This window comes from Clostridium sp. YIM B02500, from assembly GCF_022324665.1.
Lineage (GTDB): Bacteria > Bacillota > Clostridia > Clostridiales > Clostridiaceae > Clostridium > Clostridium beijerinckii.
In genome coordinates this window covers 18,300-43,555 of sequence record NZ_JAKGTE010000019.1, presented here as the reverse complement: position 1 = coordinate 43,555, position 25,256 = coordinate 18,300, and the positions used below count along the sequence as shown (strand labels likewise).

The 25,256-nt window shown below is 28.4% G+C and carries 18 protein-coding genes, 1 riboswitch and 1 other annotated feature; of the genes, 2 read left to right on the top strand and 16 right to left on the bottom strand.

Annotation, left to right across the window (positions count from 1 at the left end; genetic code table 11):
* Positions 1 to 8 precede the first annotated feature (8 nt).
* Positions 9 to 110, bottom strand: a riboswitch (purine riboswitch).
* Positions 111 to 258: 148 nt separating this feature from the next.
* The 7 genes from L1S46_RS15940 to L1S46_RS15910 form a co-directional block, all read right to left on the bottom strand.
* Complete coding sequence (locus L1S46_RS15940) at positions 259 to 1,992, bottom strand: FapA family protein (protein ID WP_012058639.1); 1,734 nt, start codon at positions 1,990 to 1,992, stop codon at positions 259 to 261.
* Positions 1,993 to 2,023: 31 nt separating this feature from the next.
* Positions 2,024 to 4,993: an EAL domain-containing protein gene (locus L1S46_RS15935; protein WP_238900414.1), complete on the bottom strand. Its 2,970-nt coding sequence runs from the start codon at positions 4,991 to 4,993 to the stop codon at positions 2,024 to 2,026.
* 59 nt (positions 4,994 to 5,052) lie between these two features.
* The gene (locus tag L1S46_RS15930) at positions 5,053 to 6,522 is read right to left on the bottom strand and encodes an extracellular solute-binding protein (protein ID WP_238900413.1); all 1,470 of its coding nucleotides are present in this window, start codon (positions 6,520 to 6,522) and stop codon (positions 5,053 to 5,055) included.
* A 135-nt stretch (positions 6,523 to 6,657) separates the two neighbouring features.
* A complete protein-coding gene (locus L1S46_RS15925; protein ID WP_238861457.1) occupies positions 6,658 to 7,515 on the bottom strand; it encodes a S66 peptidase family protein in 858 nt (285 codons plus the stop codon).
* A gap of 148 nt (positions 7,516 to 7,663) precedes the next feature.
* Positions 7,664 to 8,827 (bottom strand): iron-containing alcohol dehydrogenase, encoded by a 1,164-nt coding sequence (locus tag L1S46_RS15920; RefSeq protein WP_017213095.1) that lies wholly within the window; start codon positions 8,825 to 8,827, stop codon positions 7,664 to 7,666.
* Positions 8,828 to 9,339: 512 nt separating this feature from the next.
* Positions 9,340 to 9,909 (bottom strand): cell wall-binding protein, encoded by a 570-nt coding sequence (locus L1S46_RS26360; RefSeq protein ID WP_077306720.1) that lies wholly within the window; start codon positions 9,907 to 9,909, stop codon positions 9,340 to 9,342.
* A 232-nt stretch (positions 9,910 to 10,141) separates the two neighbouring features.
* On the bottom strand, positions 10,142 to 12,199 hold the full coding sequence (locus tag L1S46_RS15910) for an RNA degradosome polyphosphate kinase (RefSeq protein WP_039769754.1): 2,058 nt from the start codon (positions 12,197 to 12,199) through the stop codon (positions 10,142 to 10,144).
* A 203-nt stretch (positions 12,200 to 12,402) separates the two neighbouring features.
* On the opposite strand from L1S46_RS15910, the gene ppx reads away from it, so the two are divergent.
* Together ppx and L1S46_RS15900 are read left to right on the top strand one after the other, a co-directional pair.
* A complete protein-coding gene (gene ppx / locus L1S46_RS15905) occupies positions 12,403 to 13,911 on the top strand; it encodes an exopolyphosphatase (protein ID WP_238900412.1) in 1,509 nt (502 codons plus the stop codon).
* Between the two features lie 101 nt (positions 13,912 to 14,012).
* Positions 14,013 to 15,194, top strand: coding sequence for an AI-2E family transporter (locus tag L1S46_RS15900; RefSeq protein WP_238900411.1), 1,182 nt, complete (start codon positions 14,013 to 14,015; stop codon positions 15,192 to 15,194).
* Positions 15,195 to 15,292: 98 nt separating this feature from the next.
* Here L1S46_RS15900 and tyrS read toward each other — a convergent pair whose 3' ends face one another.
* From tyrS to L1S46_RS15855, 9 genes are all read right to left on the bottom strand, one after another.
* Positions 15,293 to 16,504 (bottom strand): tyrosine--tRNA ligase, encoded by a 1,212-nt coding sequence (gene tyrS / locus L1S46_RS15895; protein WP_238861456.1) that lies wholly within the window; start codon positions 16,502 to 16,504, stop codon positions 15,293 to 15,295.
* 91 nt (positions 16,505 to 16,595) lie between these two features.
* Positions 16,596 to 16,858, bottom strand: a binding site (T-box leader).
* A gap of 124 nt (positions 16,859 to 16,982) precedes the next feature.
* The gene (locus tag L1S46_RS15890; protein ID WP_238861454.1) at positions 16,983 to 18,008 is read right to left on the bottom strand and encodes a transglutaminase-like domain-containing protein; all 1,026 of its coding nucleotides are present in this window, start codon (positions 18,006 to 18,008) and stop codon (positions 16,983 to 16,985) included.
* 229 nt (positions 18,009 to 18,237) lie between these two features.
* A complete protein-coding gene (gene uvsE / locus L1S46_RS15885) occupies positions 18,238 to 19,200 on the bottom strand; it encodes a UV DNA damage repair endonuclease UvsE (RefSeq protein ID WP_238861452.1) in 963 nt (320 codons plus the stop codon).
* A gap of 329 nt (positions 19,201 to 19,529) precedes the next feature.
* Positions 19,530 to 20,873: an MATE family efflux transporter gene (locus L1S46_RS15880; protein WP_238861451.1), complete on the bottom strand. Its 1,344-nt coding sequence runs from the start codon at positions 20,871 to 20,873 to the stop codon at positions 19,530 to 19,532.
* Between the two features lie 619 nt (positions 20,874 to 21,492).
* Positions 21,493 to 22,032, bottom strand: coding sequence for an NUDIX hydrolase (locus L1S46_RS15875; RefSeq protein WP_012058626.1), 540 nt, complete (start codon positions 22,030 to 22,032; stop codon positions 21,493 to 21,495).
* Positions 22,033 to 22,572: 540 nt separating this feature from the next.
* Entirely contained in the window at positions 22,573 to 23,208 is a 636-nt protein-coding gene (locus L1S46_RS15870) for a DUF3793 family protein (protein ID WP_039769757.1), read from the bottom strand.
* A gap of 22 nt (positions 23,209 to 23,230) precedes the next feature.
* The gene (locus tag L1S46_RS15865; protein WP_238861450.1) at positions 23,231 to 23,647 is read right to left on the bottom strand and encodes a flavodoxin; all 417 of its coding nucleotides are present in this window, start codon (positions 23,645 to 23,647) and stop codon (positions 23,231 to 23,233) included.
* Positions 23,648 to 23,789: 142 nt separating this feature from the next.
* Complete coding sequence (locus L1S46_RS15860) at positions 23,790 to 24,650, bottom strand: DMT family transporter (protein WP_238861449.1); 861 nt, start codon at positions 24,648 to 24,650, stop codon at positions 23,790 to 23,792.
* 139 nt (positions 24,651 to 24,789) lie between these two features.
* On the bottom strand, positions 24,790 to 25,233 hold the full coding sequence (locus L1S46_RS15855) for a hypothetical protein (RefSeq protein ID WP_238900410.1): 444 nt from the start codon (positions 25,231 to 25,233) through the stop codon (positions 24,790 to 24,792).
* Positions 25,234 to 25,256: the final 23 nt, after the last annotated feature.

Below are 25,256 nucleotides of genomic sequence, written 5' to 3'. Positions count from 1 at the left end.
TAATACTTAGCACTAAAACACTACCTCGTAGTCTGCTAATTTACGGATAGCAGGTAGAGACTTTCCAACCATAATATCGGAAATATACGAGTCTTTTGTATGAACTGTTGACTTATTATATCACATATATATTTTTTAGACAAATACTTACTTATTATTTTTATAATTCTTTAATTTTCTCCAAAAATTCTTTTAAAACAAACATATTTTCTCGAACCATCATACCCTATATTTTTTATATTTTTAGAGTAGATAGTTTTACAGTGCCGTTTTACCAAATTCAATTGCCCTTTTCTCACTATTAAAATACACATTAATATTTTTCAGATCTTCATCCAATGTAACCTTTGTCCTACCAAAACAAAATACTGTGTTTGCATATGCTTTAGCAGCAGTTATTCTCCCATACTGTGGTACCATTAACGTTGTAGGTATATATGCTCTGCTCCCTACTACTCCTAAACTTATATTTTGACCGGCAGATAAAACTCCTCCTCTGGCCACCGAATCAGATCTTGTAAAAATTATATCCTTCATTGCAGTTAACTTTGAAGTATATTCACCTTTACCACCTATGATAATATTTCCTGTAGATTTTATCTCGCATTCTTGACAATAACCAATCCGAATATCTAGGGGGACTATTATATTCTTATCATAATAATCTATTTCATTATCCAATATGTTAAGTAAAGTTTTTAGATCATAAATTGACTTTATTTCCAAGATATTAAGTCCTAATATCTTTCCTTTTATAAAATCTACAAGTTTGCTGCGTTTTGTTTTATTTTTTATATTTAAAGAAATTATATTTAATGCTACTTTTTGAAAATTCCCAAAATTCTTCTCAGTCAGTGTCTTTACAAAATCTTTTCTTTCAAAATTTTGTAGATTCAATCCGTTAATATACTCTATCATACTAACTAAAATATTTTTAAATTCAGTAAGTACATCTGAATATTCTTTTTTTCTTATATCTACTTGTCCTGATAATATCTTTGAATTAATTGTGTTTCCTAAGATTGTTATTTCTCCACCTGTAACAACATTAGCCATATTAACATTTTGACTTACATCTAATGAACCTCCAGCGCTAACAAACATATTATCCTGTACGCTATCATAAACTTCTACATCTCCATAAAATTTAATGTTGCAAGTTTCCATATTTACTGATTCCACGGTGTAAATAGGATTTACGCTTACACTTCTATTAGCAATATGTGCTTTTCCATCAATAAGAGATATAATATGATTATTTTCAATCTTACATCCTTTTGATGCATCAATTGGTAAGCTTCTAATATATTCGCGCTCTATAACTTTACCAAAAATATTCATTCCATTCTTTCCTGGAATCTCAGGGATTATTTCTGCGATTTTATCTCCAGCATTAACATTGGAAATTCTAAATAAATTTTTAAAGTCTACTTTCTCATTAGAATCTGGTTCTGGAAAAACCATTTGAGTTGGTGTAAAAAACAACTTTACCTCACTCGGTGTATCCTTAACTGGCTCCAATCCTTCTGCGACCAAAACTTCACTCGAGCACCCTTTTAAGATCAATTCTAAAGATTCTTCCTTTATTCCAAAAACTATTCCTTTTTCTTTTAGTTTTTTATATAACTCTTGAACAGTAAAGTATTCAGGTTCTTCTTTCAACAGAACTTCAGTAGATACAGCTAAATTTATGTAAAATTCCCTGTCCTTTATTTTGTATTCAGTCTTAGGTATATACTCCACTGTCATATAAGCTTTCATTTTATCTTCAGATATAGTTATATTTACTTCTCTCTTTGCAGGAGTTGTCTCGCAATTATAAGTAATCTTATCTTTTGAACTTACTTCATATGGTTTAAACTTTTCACATTCTACATCATTAATAAATAGATTTACATTTTCTTTAGCTTTTATAGTTATAATTTCCCCATTTATCCCATCAGCTATTATTATTTTCCCATTAACAACTTTAGCGCCTACTTCTTTTTCCATTAGTATCTATCCCCCAAAATATGACTTGGTTTTATTTTGTGTTAAATTCTTTATTGATTTCCAGAATATCCATAACTGAGTCTTTACTTATCTCAGGTGGAGTAAATTCTGGTTTGCTAAAATAATATCCTTGGAGATAGTCAACTCCAAATTCTATAAGTTTCGTTAATTCTTCTCTTGTTTCAACCCCTTCAGCTACAACTTTAATTTTTCTTTGTTTAGCATAAGATATGAGGTTTTTTGAAATCTGCTGCCTATTTAAATCTTTATCAATTCCTCTTACAATTTCCATATCTATTTTAACATAATCTGGTGTAATTGCTAACAATACTGCTTCATTATTATATCCTGAGCCAAAATCATCAATAGCAAGTTTGGCATTCCACTTTTCAATTACTTTTCTTTTTATAGAAATGTTATCTCCATTAGAGCGTTCATTTTCAAGTAGTTCTATTACTAATCTTTCAAGATGTTCTCCATACAATTCTTCAAACCTCTTCCTATCCTCATATGATAAGACATAGTTTGGCAAAGAATTTATAAAAAGTTTAGCATCCTTGAATTCCTCTTTATTCCTTACAAAGCTCTCAAGAGCTTTAAAAAATGTAATTTTCTCTATTTCATATAATCGTGAATCAGCAGTTGCAAGCTTTATTATATGAAGCGGATTTTTAAGGGACTCTAACTGTGAACGCATAAGAGCTTCATACGCAAATATTTTTCCTGTTCTTGCATCTATTATTGGCTGAAATGCATACTTAATAAGTTTTTCATCAAGTAATTTATTTAAATCTTCTTGACTGCTGAACAAGAAAGAATCCTCAGTATATTCTTCTTTGTTAAACTCACTTATATTTCCTTTTACTGTTTTCTTAATTTTATACATTGCGAAATCTGAATATTTAGCTAAATCCTTAAAAGTTATAGCATCATGTGGATACCATGCTATCCCTGTTGATATTCTAACTTTCAATTCTCTATTATTAGGTAACTTAAGTACTGAATTCTCGATACCAGAATGAATACTTTTTACAATTTTTCTAATTTCGTACTTATCTTCATATCCGTATAAAAATGTATAGAATTCATCCCCTGATCTTCTTCCAACAACTCCTCCATATTTCTCAAATTCCTTTAATATTTCGGATGCTTTTCTTATGTATTCATCTCCATAATCATGTCCATAAGTATCATTTACATATTTCAAGTTATCTAAATCCCACATTATAAATGCTCCTACTTTAAGATCCTCGCTTTCTAATATTTCTTTTACTGTATTATGAAATGCTCTTCTATTTAACATATTAGTAAGTATATCATAATCTCTTTCATACTCTATTTTTTGCTTTTCTAAAATTTCTTGTGTAATATCACTTACTACTCCTAGAGTTCTAGACTCTTCCTCTAAAATTTTTAACTTAATCCACTTAGTTTCTTTATTCGCTCCTTTAATCCTATAAGTTTCTTCTTGAAAACTTTCTTTCTCCTCTGTTATCTTCTTTATAATTTTACTAAAATATCTTTTATCTACGTATGAATCAAATCGCTTTGATTTTTCAATTCCTATTACATCAAAAAATGTGTCTGTACATAGCACTACTTCATGTCCTATTTTATATTCAAAAGCGCCTATGGGCATATTGAATAATTTTATAATTTGAGACATTTTCGAAGCAGAGTCTGCCACGTTAGAACTTAACGTCATTATTGCTGATGACAACTCATCGATTTCTGAGATACTTATTTTCCCAAGTTCTATTGGTTTACTAGGATTACTTTCTCTAACATCCTGAGCTAAATTTCTTATTGGCTTCGTAACCCTTTCACCTACAATAACAATTACTATTATTCCCCCCAGAGTCGAAATAATTAATGATACCGATAGAAGCCTTTCAAATCTCTCTGAATAATATAGAAGATTATCCTTTTCTATTATTCCAATAATTGCCCAAGTATCTTTTTCAAATGGTGTATTTGTATTATATAAATTAATATATTTTGTTGATGCATAAGCTATATTTTTTGAATCTGGTTCTTTTATCTCATATATTGAATCATATATTTCTTTTTTATTAAACTGAATATTTTTTTCTTCTCCAAGTATTTTTCCTGCTAATGGTCCTGTTGTTGTAATCTTTTCAAAGTTCATATTCTTGTTATCGTCAACGCCTACTAGATAAACACCTCTCCCATTAGAGTCTATTTCATCATATGAAAGTAATGAATTTAAATAATTTAATGAAATAGCAATTCCAAGAACTCCGTATGGTTTGCCATTTTCATCTAACAACGGAACTGAATAAGTAACAATTTGTATATCTTTATCACTTAATGAAAATGGTTTACTCCAATATCCTAAATCCTTATAAGATAATCCTTTATTATCTACAGCTGCGTTGATAGGCTTTGAAAAAAATTCTTCTGGAGATGAATTCTTATTCTGATTAAATATAAACCTGTTATTCCACCATGTATCTAAAGGAATCCCCAAATTTTGTGCAATGGAAGCAGGACCTCTTTCCATCAATAAATCTGATTTATCACTTGGATTTGAATTAGGATCTAAATCTCTAAAATATAATCCTACTTTTTCTTCAGAATTATTATCAAGTATTAAAAATGCTCCAGTTACATAATTCTTTCTGAGCATAAATATCAAATTACTCGAAACATCTTCCAATAACTCTTTAGTGAATTGTGTGTTGCTGTCCAAATCCTTTACCGTAATCCCCTTACTATGAAGCTTGTGCAAAATATTAGCATTAATCAAGCTTTCAGATTCACTAACATTACTCCAATGTTGAATCATCTCATTTTGAATGTAACTACCTCTTGATTGAATTTTCTGGTTTAACAAATTAAATGAATTATTTTTAAGAATCCCAACAATTCCACTCAATAGAACCACACTTACAAAAAGCACTACTTGTGCTAATACAACAATTACCATTGGAATAAGTAACTTTCTAATTATAGAGTTCTTATTTTTTATTAAGAACATTATTTCACCCCGCTCGCAGTGACTTTGAACCTTTGTAATTTTATGAATTACAAATCAAATTAAGTAACTGCATTAATGCTTTTTCTTAAATCTTCAAGCCAATTATTAAAATTATCATCTGTGTTAAAACTCTTTATAGCTTCTTCTCTAGAAATTCCTTTTTTCAACAAAGATTTAACTTTTTCTCTATCTATTTTTGCTTTTTCCAGCATAGATTTTTCTAAAATATCTCTTGCTTCATCTGCGCCATTAAAAGCTTTACTTGCATAAAACTTGTATGTTCTTTCCTGATCTATAGCTTCTAAAACAGCTTCTTGTGACTTTTTGGGGACATCCAAAACATCGTTATTATTAATTTTCCCCTCAATAAATTCACTATGATTTGCTTCTTTCTTAACAGGTAAATATCCAGCTGCTATTGAAAACTTAGCATTTCTATCAGAATCTGTAAACCACTTCAAAAATTCTGTAACTGCATATTCATGTCTAGAGTCAGATTTAATCATGACCATACCTGCACCTTGCTGTGGCATATACGCAACTTTTGAATCTTTAAACTTAGGAAGCGGTAAAATCATCGATTCAATTTTATAGTTTTGATCATCATTTGTTATAACTGAATCTGGAAAATACCCTGCTCCAGACGTAGATCCTACTAATGCGATTATATTTCCTACCTTTGCATCATCAGAACGAAATCTGCCATATGCTCCGTAATATTCATTTATATATGGCACATAAAAATTATCCCATAGCTTCCTCATAACCTTTTCATTAATATTAACCTCTAGCTTGCCATTAGTAACCTTGAATATCTCCTCACCCAATTCTTGACTTCCAATTATCATGTAATTTGCCATAGCATCTCTTCCGAAAAAAGTTTTCCCGTCATCTTTAGCTTCTGTTTTTCTATCAGTCCAATCATAGTATTTTTTAGCTAAATTTGCGATCCCTTCCCAAGTATTAAACTCACTTATATCTGCATTTGTTTCTTTGGAAAACGTTTCCCAATCTGTTTTGTTTACTATTAAAATTTCTGTAGATTTAGCTAATGGAAATATAGTTAGCTTATCTTCAGTATCCAATTTTCCTTCATTTATGTAACTGTCTATATATTTATTTATTTCATTCTCTGACATATATTTGCCAAAGTCTGATAAAAGTCCTAACTTCTCTATCTCATAAGCTGTATCTGGATATGCCATAAAAGCATCTGGCATTTTTTCTGCTCCAACTTTTTTCTTTGTGATATCAATAACCTTATCCGTAATTTCACTTACGCTTCCTTGATTAAATGCCTCAACAATTATTCCTTTGTCTTTACCTACGCTTTTATTAAATTCCTCTACCATTTTATCAAACTGTATTTTTTGTATTCCATTATAATAATGCCATACTTCCACTGCAACAGGATTGTCCTTATCCAGACCATAATTATCTCTTGTATCAATTTTACATCCTGTAAAAGCAATAGAATTTATTAATAACATAACTATTGTTATAGATAATGTCCTAAAGTTTTTTAACATTTTCCCCTCCCATTATAATATTTTCATTATGTACTATATAATTATAGGTTAAAATTCATATAAATTCCATAAAATAATGTAAAAACCATGTATATAAAAGAATCACTTCTACTCGCACATGGTTTTTCATATAAACTATAGTTTTATTTTCCCTCCAATTATTATGCATTTTGAACTTTTGCTATGACCAATTTCACTAGTTTTTATAATTGGAATATTAGAATTTTCTACTATCTCTTTAGTAATTTCCGAAATGTTTGGAACGTGTTTTTCTCTTTCCATTTCACTGAATTCACCAAGAATTATTCCTTTAACTTGTTCAAATACTCCCAGTTGTTTATATTGTGTCAAATACGTGAACATCTTTGGAACGTCACCACCTAAACTTTCTAAGAAAATAATTTTATCTTTAAAATCCGGCATATATTTTGTACCTGCCAGTTTTAATAAACATCGAAGATTTCCTCCTACCACAATTCCTTCCATAGCACATCCTTGCACCCATTCATAATTAAATGTTAAAAGTTTACTTCCATTATCCATAAATGTATTTTTAAATTCTTCCACTTGAACTTCTCTTCTATCACCAATTAAATTCCTTATTTGATATAAATAAGTCTTCATATTTGTTTGAGAATATATAGCATTAATAACTACAGACAAATCACTATACCCCAAAAATGGTTTCATATTATTTCTTATCGTTTCAAAATTCAAATGATCCAATATGCCATTAGCTAAGTCTCCACCGGATACATCAAAAATCCCCTTAATATCATTATCTATAAAAAAATTCATTAATATTTCAGCTTTTTCTTTATTACTCCCATTAAATACAGAATAATTTTTATATAAATTATCACTAAATACAGGTATAAGTCCTAATTCTTTCAATGCTTCTCCTAGCTCGTTCATCTTTAATATATTACTTTTATCTAAGCCATTTGAACAAGCAACAATTCCTACTTTATCACCTTTACTAAATAATTTCATAAACATTATCTCCCTCTAAATTTATATAGTATTAACGGCAGTAAGTATACTGCCGTTAATATTTTAGTATATAATTTTCATAAAATTTGTACGCTATTAATCTAATATATTTAGACTTTTCTTACACAAGCGTACACTGTGGTATTTGCTAAAGTGCTGCTTTAAAAATCTTTAATATATCATTTTCATCTAATGGCTTAAAAGCATACTTAAAATATGGATTCATAGCCTTTTTTGCCATTAATTCTAACTTATCTTCTTCAATGCCAACTTCCCTTAAAGTACTTGGTATACCCAATTCCTTAAAGAATTCAGATGTCTTTTCTATTGCTTTATTTGCTATTTCAAACTTATCTAAGTTTTTATCTATTCCCCAAACATTTATTCCATATTGAGCAAACTTAAAAACAGTAGTATCGTCTAAAGAATATTTCATCCAATGAGGTGTTAATATAGCCAATCCAACCCCATGTGTTATATCATAAAAAGCACTCAATTCATGCTCCATTGGATGTACCACCCAAGGTGAATTTGTTCCATATGAAATCAAGCCATTAATAGCCCAGCTTGAAGCCCACATTAAATTTGCTCTTGCATCGTAATCCTTTGGATTCTCTATTGCAATCTTACCATATTTTATGCAAGCTCTAAGTAATCCTTCGGCTGTACTATCTTGGATATCCACACCCTTTGTATGATTAAAATAAGTTTCAAATATATGACTCATAATATCAGCAGTTCCAGCTGCAGTTTGATTTTTAGGAACTGAATAAGTATACTCAGGATCTAAAATTGAAGCTTTTGGTTTCATATTTTCATGACCTGTACCCAATTTTTGATTAGTTGTCATATCAGAAATCACAGCATGTGGATCCATCTCAGAACCAGTCGCTGATAGTGTTAATATTGTTACTATAGGCAATACTTCATTAATTTTTTGTGGACTAGTTACTAAATCCCATGGATCTCCTTCGTATTTTACTCCTGCCGCAATAACTTTCGCACAATCTATTGTACTTCCGCCTCCTACAGCAAGAACTACTTCAACATTATTTTCCTTACAAATTTTAATTCCTTTTCTTACTGTTTCAATTCTTGGATTTGGCTCTATTCCTGACAATTCAACATATGATATTGAATTATCATTTAATATTTTAATCATTTCATCGTATAACCCAATTTTCTTAATACTTCCTCCGCCATATGCTATAAGTATTTTATTACCATATTCTTTAATTATGGCAGCAAGATTTTTGATTTGCCCTTTTCCAAAATAAACTTTAGTAGGTATTGAATAATTAAAATTTTCCATAAACGCTCTCTCCTTATAATATATAATTTAAGTTATAATTATTAAAAATAATAATCCATGAATTTTGTTTCTCATACCTCAATCTATATTATTTTTTCATATCATAATATAAGAATATCAGGTAATAAATCCATGAATATGAACCTTTCCTATAAATTTTACACCTTAGAGTTAACTTTATGTCAAGTATATATATTTATTATTTTGGTAAAATGAAAAACTAACTTCTTGATTGCAAGAGTAAATTCGTTATTAACGACTTTACTCTTGCACTTAACTATATTTATTATGTTTAAAATTTTAAATGTCATTATCTTTTATCATTTTATAAATAATAATTTTATCATCTTTCATTTTTCCATTTAAGATAAATTATTATACCCTACTTGTTAAATATTAAGATTCAACTCTTTTCTATTCAAAATAAAAAAGACAAAACTCACAGCTTGATTGATTAAACCAAACATAAGTTTTGCCTAGAAATTACTTATAACAATTTATTTTTTAATAGACTATTGCATAACACCGTTCCAATCAAGATAATAACCGCCTACATACGTATTATATGCCATAGATCCATCTGAATTTAAATAATACCAGTTGTTTCCATCGTTTATCCATCCAGTCTGCATTACTCCATTAGAATCCATGTAATACCATTGTCCTCTTACCATTTTCCAACCACTTACGGGAACACCTTGTTCAATCAATATCCATTTTCCATCTGAAGTCTTTCCCCAAAAATCTCCTCTGTTTCCTGTGCTCGGTGAACTGCTTACGATAGCATTTCCTACACTTGTGTCTACGGCAGTTGTTGTGCTTGAAGTATTATCTTTACTTGTTGTATCACTAGTATCCTTATCCTTTGCATCTGGGGTCTGCGTACTTGAAAATGAGTTTTTATAGGAATCAACTTTATAGTTACTTTTGTCTATGTCTTTTGCATCCCATCCTGGAGTTAAATTGTTTAATTCATCTTTAGTATAATCGCTCTTATCCGAACTTGCTGCATAAGTACAAGATCCTTGAGCTAGGAATGCTAATAAGGCTAAAGATAAAATTCTTAATTTGTTATTCTTCATTTTGCTCATCTCCTAGAATATTTAATGTAATTTAATATTTATGTCTCAATTATATTCTTATAATTAATTATCGATTATGACTATTAACACTTTAGCCTTTTTTATCTCTATTTAACACTACTTAAGCTAATTTCCATTTTCAAGAATCCTAATTATTAAATTCTATCGAATTTTATTTGCTTATATCACTTCTGCTCAACATATAACATATTTATTTAAATCATATATTTATCTAACTTTTCTGATTAAACTTTTTACAAATCTCTATCATATCCTTCTGTGCATTAACAATTTTACCTTCACTTTTAATTTTTGTATAAGAACCATCTTCTAGTAATATCCTACTTTTAACATTATCTTTTATATATAATTCAAGCATTTCTTTAAGTTCCTTTTTTATAAGATTATCTTCTATTACTGTCATAGTTTCAACTCTTTTGTCTAAATTCCTATACATCCAATCAGCACTTGATATATATGTGTCTTCTTTTCCATTATTATAAAAATAATATATTCTGCTGTGTTCCAAATATCTTCCTACAATGCTTCTCACTGTTATATTATCACTTAAGCCTTTAACTCCAGGTCTTAATGAGCAAATTCCTCTAACTATAAGTTCTACTTTAACTCCAGCTTGTGATGCCTTATATAAGGCTATCATAAGTTTTCTATCAACTAACGAATTCATTTTTGCAATTATTTTTGCTTTCTTTCCATTTTTAGCATGCTCAGTTTCTCTTTCAACTAGATGCTCCAACTTTTTTCGTAATCCGTACGGTGCAATAGTTATTTTACTCATATTTTCAGGTTTAAAATATCCTGAAAGCATATTAAATATAACTGATGCATCTTCTCCATATTCAGGCTTTGATGTTATTATCCCAATATCTGTATAGAATTTAGCTGTTACATCATTATAATTTCCAGTTCCTAAATGAACATATCTTTTAATACCTTTTTTTTCTTTTCTAACAATCAATAATATTTTACTATGAGTTTTTAATCCAATCACACCATATATAACATGACATCCCGCTTTTTCAAGCTGCCTTGCCCAATGAATGTTATTTTCTTCGTCAAACCTAGCTTTAAGTTCAACTAATACTGTTACCTGCTTTCCGTTTTCTGCTGCTTTTGAAAGCGCAGCTATTATAGGTGAATTCCCACTTACTCTGTATAGGGTTTGCTTTATAGCTAGTACTTTTTCGTCCTGAGCAGCAGTTTCTACTAATTTTACTACTAATGAAAAACTTTCATATGGGTGGTGTAGAAAAATATCCTTCTTGCTTATTTCTTGAAATATATCCTCTTCTTGTAATTCCTTAACTTGCAGACTCTTTATTTGCTCAAACTTAAGTTCACTATATCCCTTAATACTATATAATTTATTTATAAATGTTAAATCAATTGGCCCTTTTATACAAAATATTTGATCCTCCGAAATTTCAAATTCTTGTTCTAATTTATTTATAATCCTGGTATCATTTGTTTCTTCAATTTCTAATCTTACGGCAAGCCCCCACCTTCTCTGCTTAAGAGATTCTTCTATTGTTTCAAGCAAATCTTCTGCGCCTTCTTCATTTAAACTTAAATCTGCATTTTTAGTTATTCTATAGCACGCTGTTGTTAATACTTTAAATCCAAACAATTCCTTTAGGTGGTTTTTTATGACATCTTCCAATAATACAAAGTTTTCACCTATCCCCCCTGGTATAGGAACTAATCTCCCTAAAACTGATGGTACTTGAATTGTAGCAAACAATTCTTGTTCACTCTTACTTTCTTTTAATATAACCCCTATATTTAATGTTTTATTCAACAACAAAGGAAATGGTCTACCTGAATCAATTACCATAGGTGTTAAAACTGGATATAATATATTTTTATAATAGTCATTTATAAATTCTAATTGTTCTTCATTTAACATATCATACGTGAAAATTCTTATATTTCTGGAACCTAAGTGGTCATATAAATGCTCATATGTATGATATTGGTCCTTAACCATCTCCCTAACTCTATAAAGTATTTTACTAATCTGTTCACTTGGTGTTAATCCAGAAACTTCTCTTTCATCAAATCCTGCTTGAATTTGACTGTATAATGATCCAATTCTCACCATAAAAAATTCATCGAGATTGGAACTTGATATGGATAAAAATTTTAATCGTTCCAATAAGGGGTTCGTATTATCCTTAGCTTCATCTAAAACTCGTTGATTAAATTCCAACCAACTAAGTTCACGATTAAAAAAATTTTCGTAATTATCATATGTATAATTTTCATCCATAATTATTCTCCTCATCCTATAAGCTAATCATTTTCAACTTAATTTAATTATTTGTAAATATAGTATTTTAAATACACATTGAATAATGTAATATATTTAAATGTATACTAATATAATCTAATATTTTTGTTAACTTTAAGTTAAAATGTTATTATATACAAGTTAACTTTTTATCATATTTTTATATAGAGGAGGAGTGAACAATGAAAAATATCGCAGTTATTGATATAGGTTCCAATTCAATGAGGGTTCTAGTATATGAAATATATGAGAATAATTCATTTAAAATAATTGATGAAGAAAAAAGAATGACAAGACTTGGTCAGTTTATTGATGAAAATGACAATTTATCAAATGAAGGAATAGGTAAGTTGTTAATTACTTTAGAATTCTTCAAGATTTTATGCGAGAAAAATGATGTAGTCGAAATAATTGTAGTTGCTACTGAGGCAATCAGACGTGCAAAAAATAGAGATTATATTTTATCTTTGGTTAAAGATAAGACTAACTTAGATATTAGAGTTCTTAGTGGAATTGAAGAATCAGCTTATGGATATATAACAATCAAAGCTACCATGGATATAAAGGATGCTTTACTTATTGATATTGGCGGTTCAAGCATGGAAATCACTTTAATGAAAGATAAAAAAATACTTAATGGAGTAAGTTTGCCCCTCGGATCCATACCACTAACTAAGCTATTTCCTTTTGATGTGCCCGCAGATAAAAATACTATTTCAGCATTTAAGAAATTTATATTTAATGAATTTGATAAGTTGCCTTGGCTAAAACTTGCTAAAAATTTGCCTTTAATAGGAATTGGCGGAACAGCTCGTTCGATTGGTAAAATTCATAAGAAATTTATTAAATATCCACTTGATCTGCTCCATAATTATACTATGCTTTTTGATGAAATTAAAATAATTCATGAATATGTTCTCAATCTTAATACGAACCAAAAGGCAAAATTAAAGGGATTACCTAGAGAAAGATCTGACATATTTACTGCACCTTTCTCGGCACTTGTAATGCTTATGAGCTATTGCAATTGTCCTGCTTTTAGAATTAGTCAATATGGAATCCGTGAAGGTGTTTTATACGAAAAACTCTTGAATAAAGATCTTGATAATCTTGATATTTTAGATTACTCATTGAACAATATTTTAACAAATAATGACTTAAATATTTCACATGCTGAAAAAATACGTGATCTATCTCTTGTATTTTTTAAATACCTTGAAAAACCAAATTATGAATTTTTAGAATTAGAATATAAACTTCTTGGTGCAGCAGCTAAATTGCATGATTTAGGGATAAGTATTTCCATAAAACATGCTTATAAACACAGCTTATATATCATAATTAACTCCTTAATTTCAGGACTTACACATAAACAAATATTAATGCTTGGTTACGCCATAGCACTAAGCGGTAAATTTGATTACAAATTATCAGATGAATATAAAAACATCCTTAGAAAAGAGGAGATTCTAATATGCAAAAAAATTTCAATAATATTATGTCTTGCTCATAAAATTGATAAGTATTTTTATAATAGTTTATCCGAAGTCACAATTATAAACCAGAAAGATACTTTTAAGTTAACACTTCCAAAGAGTAGTGTTAAATACATGCAAGATAGTTTACCTGTAGAAATGGATGAAAGCTTTAAGAAATGTTTTAACAAAAAGTTATCTATTATCCCATTATAGGTTTTACTTAAATATTTATATGATATATTTGCTTTAAAATATGATATAATTCATATAATAGTAAATTAAGTTAAAATAAAATAAGGAGATAGTACCGTTATATGAAAATTGAATTTGATAAAAAATTATTCAAGTATTCCATATATATAGTTATTACAGCAGTTATACTATATATAGCATTTTTAATTATTTTAAATATGGGATTATTATTTAGATCTGCATTTGACTTTCTAGGATATTTAACTAATTTAATTAAGCCGCTGATTTTCGGTATCATAATAGCATATCTTTTATATCCTATAACTAGAAGCATTGAAACTTTTCTAAAGCAGAACAAACTATATAAATTAGAGAAGGCATCTACTCGAAGAATTATAGCAATTATGATTACATATGTCTTAATTATTGGTATATTTTCAGGCTTAATCTTAGGAATCTATTTTATGATAGGCGGTCAGATATCAAATAATACTACTATTATAAATATGACTCAACACATTTCCCTATACTTAAAGAGTAATTCCTTTTCAACTGAATCCATAAAAGGGACTTTAGATAGGCTGGATAATTCTTTTATAGATAATATAAAACCTTATATTATTAGCGGAATTATATATTTACAAAGATATGTTGAAAGCAACTTAGGTAATATGACCTCATATATAATGTCAATTGGAAGTGGTGTTGCAACATTTTTTATTGCACTTGTAATCAGTATATATCTTCTAAAGGATTCTGAATATTTTATAGGACTATGGAATAAGCTTTATTATTTAGTATTTGGTAAAAGTATTTTAGGCAGTAAAATTATTTACGTTTTTAGAGTTGTTCATGAAGTCTTTGCTAAGTACCTGCGCGGTCAATTGCTAGAAGCTTTTTTCGTTGGAGTTTTATCAGCGATAGCACTTTCAATTGTTGGAATAGACTACGCTTTTGTAATTGGTATAATTGCAGGAATAAGCAATATGATTCCATATGTAGGCCCAATTATTGGCACTATTCTTGCTGCTATTATGGGACTTTTAAGTGGTACACCTATAAGAATAGTTTACGCCATAGTTGCTATGCTAGTTGTACAACAAATTGATAATAATCTTCTAGCCCCTAAAATTGTTGGAAATAGTGTAGGTTTACATGCGGTATTTACAATGATGGCTATACTAATTGGTGGCAATGTATGCGGGTTATTAGGAATGCTCCTTGCTGTGCCAGTTGCTGCTTCATGTAAAGTTCTATTTAATAATTGGTACGAAAATTACATAGAAAAGCAAAAGCAGTCATAATTCTTTATGAATTAATTTATTAAAAGAGGCAGTTCAATTGAGTGCCTCTTTTAATATAGTATATATTCTTTCATTTAATTCTTTTAATACACTTTTAGCTACTTTACTATTTTAACAAACTTCTTCTTGCCTAACTTTATTATATCTCCATTTTTAATTGTTATATTGTTAAAATCAGATACTTTTTGCATATTTACATATACTCCACCTTGACTTAAAATCCTTTTAAATTCATTATAGGATTTTATTAAGTTACTTTTAACAAGAACTTTTCCAACATCTTCTAACAAGCTACATTCAGAAGATATATTTATTTCAGGCACCTCATCAGGTATATTTTTATTTTTAAATACATTTTCAAAATATTCAAGTGCGAATTTACTTTCTTCTTCTGTGTGATATAATCTTGTTATAATTTTTGCAAGCTCAAATTTGACATCTCTTGGATTTTTGCCATTATCCAACTCTTCTTTAATTCCTCTAATTTTATCTGGATGCTCATCGGTAGCAAGTTCGTAATATTTTATAATTAAATCATCAGGAATTTCCATTACTTTCTTAAACATTATTTCTGCTGATTCTTGTATTCCTATATAATTTCCTAAACTCTTACTCATTTTTTCCTTTCCATCCAGTCCTTCTAATATAGGCATAAATATTGCTGTTTGTTGCTCCATTCCAGCATTTTTTTGTAATGTTCTCCCCATAAGAATATTAAATGTCTGATCAGTTCCTCCTAATTCTATATCCGCCTTTAATGCGATAGAATCATAACCTTGCATTAGAGGATAAAAAAATTCATGAATTCCAATAGGAGTATTAGAATTATATCTCTTTTTAAAATCTTCTCTTTCCAGCATTCTTGCAACTGTTGTAGTCGCAGCCAGTTTTAAAACTTCTTCAAATGACAGTTTAGATAACCATTCACTATTAAATTTAATTTCTGTTTTATCTCTATCTAAAATTTTGAAAATTTGCTTTTGATACGTTAATGCATTTTCTACTACTTCTTCTTCGGTCAGAGGCTTCCTAGTTTTAGATTTTCCGGTTGGATCTCCTATTTTACCAGTAAAATCCCCAATTATTATAACTGCTCGATGCCCTAAATCTTGCATTTGCTTAATCTTTCTTAATACAACCGCATGACCTAAATGGATGTCTGGCGCAGTTGGATCTAACCCTAACTTAATTATTAAAGGTTTATCTTCTTTTGCCGATTTAATAATTTTTTTCTCCAAATCACCAATGCTAATTATGTCTGCAGCTCCTTTCCTTATAATTTTAATTTGTTCTTCAGCATTCTTTTTCATCTTCTTAACTCCTAAATATTTCTTATTTTTAATATAAGTAAGCGTTACAAGATTCAATATGTGCAATAAAAAAACTCTTGTCCTTTAAAATATAAAGGACAAGAGTATAACTCCCGTGTTACCACCTTAATTCATTAATCGCTCACACGATTAACCTCTTCAAGTACGCCAAAATTTTGGTTATACTTTAGCACTATAACGGGTGCAGGGTTCCGTCATCACCTACTCAAAAGAAATTTTTTTCAGCTTGAAGCTCTAAGATGTATTCAAAACCAGCTTCCATGCACCTCTCATCAACCGGTAACTTTCTGTATGGCATCACTAATTTCTACTTATTCTTTTCATTGCTTTTATTGAAAATCTAGAATAAAGAAATATAATAAATTACTTTCCTTATTATGCGATATATTAAATTGTTTAAATTGTACAAAAAACTTAAGCTTTTGTCAATATAAACTTTATTGTTTAATTGCTACAGCTATGATATCCATGCTCCATTTGAATCAACTCTATATTTTCCATCAATAACGGAATTAAGAGCCATAGCCCCGCTTCCAGGATAACAATAATACCATTTTCCATTAGAGTATATCCATCCTGTTTTCATTATGCCATCATTGCCTAAGTAATACCAATTATTATCTATTATATTCCATCCAGTTGCATAACGTCCTGTGTTTTCCATAAAACACCACGCAGAATTAACTAAATTCCACTTACCATCTTTATTTGACTTAAGCTCAGATAATAATCCAGCATAACTGCTTGCCTTATTATTCTCATAATTATAATCCTCAGAGCATTCTGGATAATCACTTTCTTTCCATGTAAATCCATCATTTTTTAGAACCTTATCTTGTCTTAGAAAATATTTATTATTTCCTAATGCATCATTATTTGTGACATCTAAATGGTACCACTTATTATTTAATTTAACTAAGTTCCATCCATGAGGAACGCCATCTAAATTTCCAATAATAATTTTATTCTCTACACCTGCTAATTTAAGCATTTTATAAGCAGTCATGGCATAACCTTGACATGTAGTTTTTCCAGTTGTCAATGCAGAATAGGCATTATTAGATACAAGACTATCATCATATTCAAATCTATTTATTAAATATTCATTTATTGCCTTGACCTTATCAAAATCGCTCATTCCATTGGTAGTTATAGAATTAACTATTTTAGTTAGCTCTTGATTAATATATAACTCTTGATCTTTAGTTGTTCTATAAGTAACCTTTAATGTTGCTTTATCTCCAACTCTTTCATAGACCATTTTCTCTAGTGATCTCATTAAGTAATCATCATCTTTTGCAATATTTTGTACCACTTCTAATACATCAGATTTATAATAATCAATTTGAAACTCTGTGTCCCAATTTTCTAAATGGTTATATACATATGAGTTTAAATCATTATCTGCTGCAAAAACAGGTTGTCCTATTATTGCTGATATTATTATTAATCCAAGTAATAGATTTCTAATAACGTTTCTCATCAATAAATCCCTTCTTTCTTCATATGAATCCCATTGGAATAATTTTTGTTAATATTATGTTATAAAGCAGCACAATTCAATACTTTCCTCCTTCTCAGATTATTATTTACCTCCCAAAACATATATATCTATTATATCAGAATATTATCAATGATGCTAAATTCAAATATATATTCATAAAAATAACTACCTAAAATATTAAATTTTCTAGGTAGTTGCTAAAACTATTTTATAATTCAAAAGTGCTGTTATCGATCCATTTATACTGTGGTCTTATGACTTTTATATCTTTTACTAATTTATACAGTGCCTCATCTTTCTGCTTGCATTCTAGCATTATATCAAGATCCCTATCTAGAACCTTGGCTTTTTCTAAGAATTCAATAAGATCCTCTGCATTTATATAATCAGCATGTTTTCTATCTTTATCGTGGTCTTTAGGCGTTGAAAAATGTATTTTAGGTGGGAAAAATTCATTATCCCATGTATTAAAAATCTCCTCAAGTAAGTCCTCTATATTTTCACCATTATTATTGCAATTGTGATGGTGAACATCTAACACCATTGGAAGATTTAAAGTCCTGCATATATCTAAAACTTCCTTTGCCGTATATATTTTATCATCATTTTCAAGAATTAATTTAGATCCTATTTCTTCTGGAATTAGAGAAAAGTTATCAATGAATCTGCTTATTCCCGACTCTTTTCCACCAGTTGCTCCTCCAACATGCAAAACCATTTTTCCATGTAAATACCCAAGATCCTCAAACCATTCTACTTGACGCATTAAATTGCTGATAGAATTTTTAACGATCTCATTACTTGCACTATTTAAAACATTAAACTGATCTGGATGTGTATCCACTCTCATATTATTTTGCCTAATTATTCTTCCAACAAATTCAAAATCCTTTTTAAAAATCTCTCTATGTCCCCAATAACCAACATCAGGATGAGTAACTAAAGGAATTAAAGCAGATGTTATTCTATAAAAGTGTATTTGATTCTCCACATTATAATTAAGTATTTTCTCTAGATCATTTAAGTTAGATAGTGTTATGCTCTTTAGTTTATCTAATTTGTTCTTTTCAGAAATAATTTTATTATAATTTGTAAATGTAACTGTGCTTGAACTAGAAATCTTTTTACCCAACCTCATTGAAATTGCTACATAGCCAAACCTTATTCTCATAATTCTTCTCCTATGTACTTAATATTTCTTGAACATAATAAAAGAACTCCAAAGTGGAGTCCAATTATATGTAAAGAGATTAATGAGTATTAGAGGTTATATTAAAAGTTAGATTAATATTTAATAATTTAAACTTTTAAACACTCTATTACTTATTATAATCTTATGCGTTATTATTGTAAACATTTTCTTTTAAATTATAACTATTTTTTTAATATCTTTGCAAATTTTTTATAACTATATAAAAAGAAGTTATCTAAAAATAATAAAAATTAATGTTAATCATCCATTATTATTTTCCTATTCTTAGATAACTTCTTTTAACTATTTTAGTCAGAAATTCTATGCTTAAGCCAGTTATTTCCTCTAAGCCTAAAGCAGTACATAAGTCCACGTACAATCCAATCAATATACATAGCAATCCAAATTCCTAAAACACCAATTCCTAGAACAATACCTAAAATATAACCTGCAAATATTCTAAATATCCACATACCTATAAATGCAGTTAGCATAGTATATCTGGTATCACCAGCTCCTTTAAGGCCTGATGAAAGTATGAAAGATATCCCCCAAGCAATTAATGCTATACTGTTGCTTCTAGTTAATGTTGCTGATATATTTATTACCTCTGGAACATTTGTATAAAGAGATGCTAACCATTTTGATATAGGTATAAAAATCAATCCCAAAGATACTAAGCAAATAGTACCAAACTTAGTCAAGTATATTAATGTACTCTTTGCACCTTTAATATCATTTCTCCCTACATACTGTCCCACAAAAGTTGTTGCTGCTAAACAAAGTGAATTTCCTGGAACATTTATCATTATAGCAATTGATGATGAAATTGCATTGGCAGCAATAGATGCTGTTCCCATTGTAACTATAAACATCTGAACTATTAATTTTCCTGCATTAAATATCACTTGTTCCATGCCCGCTGGAATTCCTATATTAAATATATTTTTCTGTATTTCCATATCAAATTTAAATGGAAATATATTTTTTAATTTTATAATTTTACTTCCTCTAAATAAAACTAACATTATAATTAAAGTACCAATAAGTCTAGCAATTGCAATTGCTACTGCTGCACCAGCTATTCCAAATGATGGTATATTCAGTGTATTAATTCCAAATATCAATGTATATCCTAAAGCAATATTTATAAGATTCATAAATATTGTTATTTGCATAGGAGTTTTTGTATCTCCACATCCTCTGAGTATACCATTAGCAATTTGTTCTATTGCTATAAATGGATACGTAAGCAAAGTAAACTCCAAATATAGTTTTGCATCGATTTTAACTAATTCTTCTGCTGAACCATAAAGTACATTAATTAATTTAATCCTGAAAATCCACAAAAGCAGTGTTATAATTAATGATACTAAAATACCTGATACAATAGCTTGTTTAGCTGTTTCATTTGCTTTCTTAGGTTTATTTCTTCCTATCTGCTGCGCAACTACTACCGTTGCACCAACTGATAAAGCTGCAAAAAATGATATGAACATATTGTTTATAGAATCAACCATTCCTATTGCTGATACAGCTTGTTCACCAATATGTCCTGCCATCATTGTATTACATGTACCTAATAACATAACAAATGTTTGCTCTATCATTATAGGTATTGCTAACTTTAAAACATCTTTTCTTATTAACACACAATATCCTTCTTCCTTCTAGTAAAACACCCAAGTTACTAGTTTTTTCTGTTAACGTTAAACAAAAATTAAAGCTATATATTTATAGCTATTACCCCTGTCCATTTTCAATTCATATTATATATCTTCATATTCGTCTTTATATCACTCCTCGCTACTCCAACAATTTAATGCTCATATATTCAATAATAAATTCCATCTTCCATAATGTATTCTAATACACGCTATCCCAAAATCAATAATTTATAATATATTTTTTATAAAAACACACAAATAGAATGACATATCGTTAATATTTCATAAACATATATCATTCTTTCTTTGATATAAAATTTTTATAACTATTTATAATCTTATCACTTATTACTAAAAATCACCACCTTACTCTACATACTTTATCACTAAAATAAGGTATTTAGATTATTCTTCTTTTGACTAACACTTGTTTTTATTAATATTCTGTGCAATATGAATTAATTCATAAAATTTCTTACATTTCTTTCGAGCCTTTTTAATATATATTCTTTAATTAAATTTCTACATTTAAATTGCATATTAGTATTTCACTTACTAAAACTTTAGATATAAATTTATTACAGCAATATATACGTATTAATTATTATGTTATTTTATTAAATCTATTTATATAATCTCTTATCACTTTTAGCACATAAGTTTCTCTAAAAATCCAGTTTGGAATTGTTTCTACTCCTGATGATATTATTTTTTCATTATTATTAATAGCATCTTCTATTTGTATCCACTCTGGCCTAAATTTTAATTTAGCCTCATATGGATCCAATTTTTGAGCTTTCCTTACATTTGATACTTCTGCTAAGTAATAGTAAGAGATCATCTTAAAAACTCTATTATTAACATATTTATCTTTGCTTCTTTCTGTTATAATTCCAAGTTGATCACCAATTTTACTGCAAACATATCCAGTTTCTTCTTCTACTTCTCTTTTCAGAGCATCTATATGCCCCTCATCCTTTTTCATTCCTCCTCCTGGAAACTTATAATCCTTATTCTTGGAATGTACCATTAGAATCTTTTTATCCTTTATTATTATTCCTCTTACTGCTTCCCTAAAATTGATTTTTTCAATTGAATCACTTACTTTATCTATTTCAAAAAGTTTGTTGAACATAATATTCATTTTCTCACATCCTTATTCTTCAAAATTCCCTATACCATAAATAATTTATCTACTAAATCTTTGATTTCGCCCAGATATTGTTAAAATAATAATTAATTTAGTTAGCCATTAATGATGTTTTTTATATTTTTTACTATTTTACAGAAAAATATCCTTAAATAAATTATACTTTAATTATCTATTATTGTAAAAATTTATTAAAATTTTAGACCCACAAAGTTTTTGCAAACCTTGTGGGCCATATTTGAATTTTATGAAATGTATCTACTTTTTTATATTAAATAGAAATTGTTCGTTTGTACTATTTATGAAGATATTCATAATGGTGTGTGGACATTAACAAATATCTTTTAATCATAATACTTAGTGGTGTGTGGTCACTAAATATTAAACTTTTGGTGGTTAATTACTCACATTCATGGTAGTGTGCGTTACCAAGAATATTTTATTTTGTATTCAAAATTTTGATAAAACTTTTTTAATTATATTAATCAATTTTAATAATCTAAATTATCTATTTGCTAAATACAATTTTTATAATCAAATGTATAAAGCATTTTTATAAAAGGAGTTTTTTATACTTAAAGCGAGGTCACGCGATAAACTTCCCTCAAGCATATTATTTATTGTATATTCTTTAACTGTGTCATATGCGTTAAAAATCATCTTTGCTTTCTTACTATCGTTATATACCTTCCAGTATCCACATAGTAAACATTTTTTAGTAGTACATTCCATAAAATCTTTAACATCTTCAAATGGTATTCCTAGGAATAATCCAAGCTCATGAGGGCAGTGATATTTATTATATCTAAATTTTAATGTATCAATATATCTATCTATTTTTATTTGGGAAGGATACCCTATGTTTGCTAAAAAATCTATATGTGATTTTTTATTTAACTCTTTTTCTAATATATTTTCATCATAAATCATTATTATCATGCAATCATTATTTTCTCTTAACTCTATGAATTTTAGATTTATATTCTTTATAAATTTTTTTCCGAAGTCATTCCAGCCAATATACATCTTTTCATTACTTTTTTTCAAATTTATAGTTACAGCTGGTTTAACTCCTGCGATTACTAATGATGAATTATATACCAAGAAATTTTCTATATATTCCTTCTCATCCATCAAATCTAATCTTTTGTAAAAATCTAGATATTTCATATCATATCACCACCAAATTTAATTATATATTAGCAATCTTCTTACCAAAGTCTATGCAATCTTGTTCAGCTTCATCTGGCTCATTTTGAACTATTAATGGTGTTTCTACTATAACACAACCATATCCATTCATTCTTTCTTCAAAATCTCTCATCCATTTTCCATCGCCCCAACCATAAGAACCGAAAAGCGCAACTTTCTTACCTGATACCTTAGTTGAAATTTCCTCTATAAATGGTTCAAACTCTGACTCTTCTAATACTTCATCCCCCATTGCTGAACAACCTAGAATAAGTATATCCTCATTTAGTAATTCGTCTATATTTACATCTGAGACATTTATAGTATTAACATCTTTCCCACTTTCTATGATTCCTTTTGCAATTAATTCTGCCATTTTTTCTGTGTTTCCTGTTCCTGACCAATATACTATTTTCATTACTTATACCACTCCCTATTTATTTAAATAATCTTGAAAATCATTCTCAATTAGATAATATTATATATAACCACTTTTGTCAAGTTTTATTAATAAATTTTATATTTTTTTCCTTAACTAATATTTTTTATATTATTTATAATCAATCTTTATTGTATACAAACATATATAAGGATGCACTGAAGATGATAATATATCCCACAAGACTTAAGTAATCAGGAAGTATTCCAAATAAACATAAACTTATTATTGCCGAAAAAATTATATTTGTATAATCGAATATTGATATTTCTTTTGCTGGTGCATACTTATACGCTAAAGTTATTCCAAATTGTCCAAGACTTGCAAAAATACCAGCTAAAAGCAAATAGATAAGTTGCATTATATTCATATTTTCATAGTATATTATCATTAATGGAAAAGTAATTACACTAGAAATAAAAGAAAAATAGAACACAATAGTTTCCGGATGTTCTTTTCCACTTAAAGCTCTAACACATGTATAAGCTGCTGCTGCTGTGACGCCACCTAAAATTCCAGCTATTGCAGGCATTATTTCTAAGTTTAAAGATGGCTTTATTATGAATAAAGTTCCTATAAATGCTACAATTATTGCTATAATTTGTTTTATATTCACTTTTTCTTTTAAAAATATCCCCGAAAAAATAATTACGAAGAAAGGGCTTAATTTATTTAACATATTAGCATCTGATAGAACCAATTTATCTATGGAGTAAAAATTAAATAAAATCCCTAATGTTCCAAATATTGATCTAAGCAATAATGTCTTCTGATTATTTCTTTGACCAAAAAAGTTTCCTCTATGTTTTGATATTAGTGCAAATGCCACTATGAGTGATACTATATTTCTAAAAAAAGTTTTTTGAAATGATGGCAAATCACCAGAAATCTTAACAAATGCTGACATCATTGCAAATCCAAATGCAGATGCAGTTATAAATATTATTCCTTTCTTTCTGTTACTTAAATTTGTTAATTTCATTTTTCCTCCTATTATTATCTATTTTTAATATAAGGCTATGTTTTAATATAGTGTTGAAATATAGCCAATAAAAATATAGGTGGGATTGTCCACCTATAATACTTAATATAAGAAAATGGAGAATTAAATTGTGTAAATTTTAGAATATATCTTCAATTACATAAAGTTTTTTTGTATCAGTAAAAAATATTAAATATATTTTTGATGAATCTTTATCTTTAGATGTATAGTATTTATAGTTGCTTTGAAAATTTGGCATATTTTCCTTTGGGACATTTAGCGTAGAAAGGACTTTATTTATTTCTGTTTCAACAGATTTATCTTTATTATTTTCCCAATCTACAGATTGATTAATATCTTCTTCGTTAGTATATTCAAAAACATGGTATCTCTCACCATCACCATGAAAACTTGCTTCACTCTCTTTTGAATAAATTTCTTTATATGAGTTTGGTAGTTTAATAGACCAATTCCTATCAATGCCTTCAGTATATGGTTTATTTATTTGTATATAAAAAAATATAGAAATTAAAATTATAGTTATTAATAAAAAACCACCTATGAATATAAATATTTTTTTCACTGATTCACCCCATTAAAAACAAT

Coding starts and splice junctions, on each gene's coding strand:
- L1S46_RS15920 (WP_017213095.1), bottom strand. CDS start 8,827: ATGGAAAATTTTAATTATTCAATACCTACTAAAGTTTATTTTGGAAAA.
- uvsE (WP_238861452.1), bottom strand. CDS start 19,200: ATGAGAATAAGGTTTGGCTATGTAGCAATTTCAATGAGGTTGGGTAAA.
- L1S46_RS15910 (WP_039769754.1), bottom strand. CDS start 12,199: ATGGATGAAAATTATACATATGATAATTACGAAAATTTTTTTAATCGT.
- L1S46_RS15865 (WP_238861450.1), bottom strand. CDS start 23,647: ATGAAAATAGTATATTGGTCAGGAACAGGAAACACAGAAAAAATGGCA.
- L1S46_RS15890 (WP_238861454.1), bottom strand. CDS start 18,008: ATGAGAAACGTTATTAGAAATCTATTACTTGGATTAATAATAATATCA.
- L1S46_RS15860 (WP_238861449.1), bottom strand. CDS start 24,650: ATGAAATTAACAAATTTAAGTAACAGAAAGAAAGGAATAATATTTATA.
- L1S46_RS15930 (WP_238900413.1), bottom strand. CDS start 6,522: ATGTTAAAAAACTTTAGGACATTATCTATAACAATAGTTATGTTATTA.
- L1S46_RS15935 (WP_238900414.1), bottom strand. CDS start 4,993: ATGTTCTTAATAAAAAATAAGAACTCTATAATTAGAAAGTTACTTATT.
- L1S46_RS15900 (WP_238900411.1), top strand. CDS start 14,013: ATGAAAATTGAATTTGATAAAAAATTATTCAAGTATTCCATATATATA.
- L1S46_RS26360 (WP_077306720.1), bottom strand. CDS start 9,909: ATGAAGAATAACAAATTAAGAATTTTATCTTTAGCCTTATTAGCATTC.
- ppx (WP_238900412.1), top strand. CDS start 12,403: ATGAAAAATATCGCAGTTATTGATATAGGTTCCAATTCAATGAGGGTT.
- L1S46_RS15925 (WP_238861457.1), bottom strand. CDS start 7,515: ATGAAATTATTTAGTAAAGGTGATAAAGTAGGAATTGTTGCTTGTTCA.
- L1S46_RS15940 (WP_012058639.1), bottom strand. CDS start 1,992: ATGGAAAAAGAAGTAGGCGCTAAAGTTGTTAATGGGAAAATAATAATA.
- L1S46_RS15870 (WP_039769757.1), bottom strand. CDS start 23,208: ATGAAATATCTAGATTTTTACAAAAGATTAGATTTGATGGATGAGAAG.
- L1S46_RS15875 (WP_012058626.1), bottom strand. CDS start 22,032: ATGAATATTATGTTCAACAAACTTTTTGAAATAGATAAAGTAAGTGAT.
- tyrS (WP_238861456.1), bottom strand. CDS start 16,504: ATGAAAAAGAATGCTGAAGAACAAATTAAAATTATAAGGAAAGGAGCT.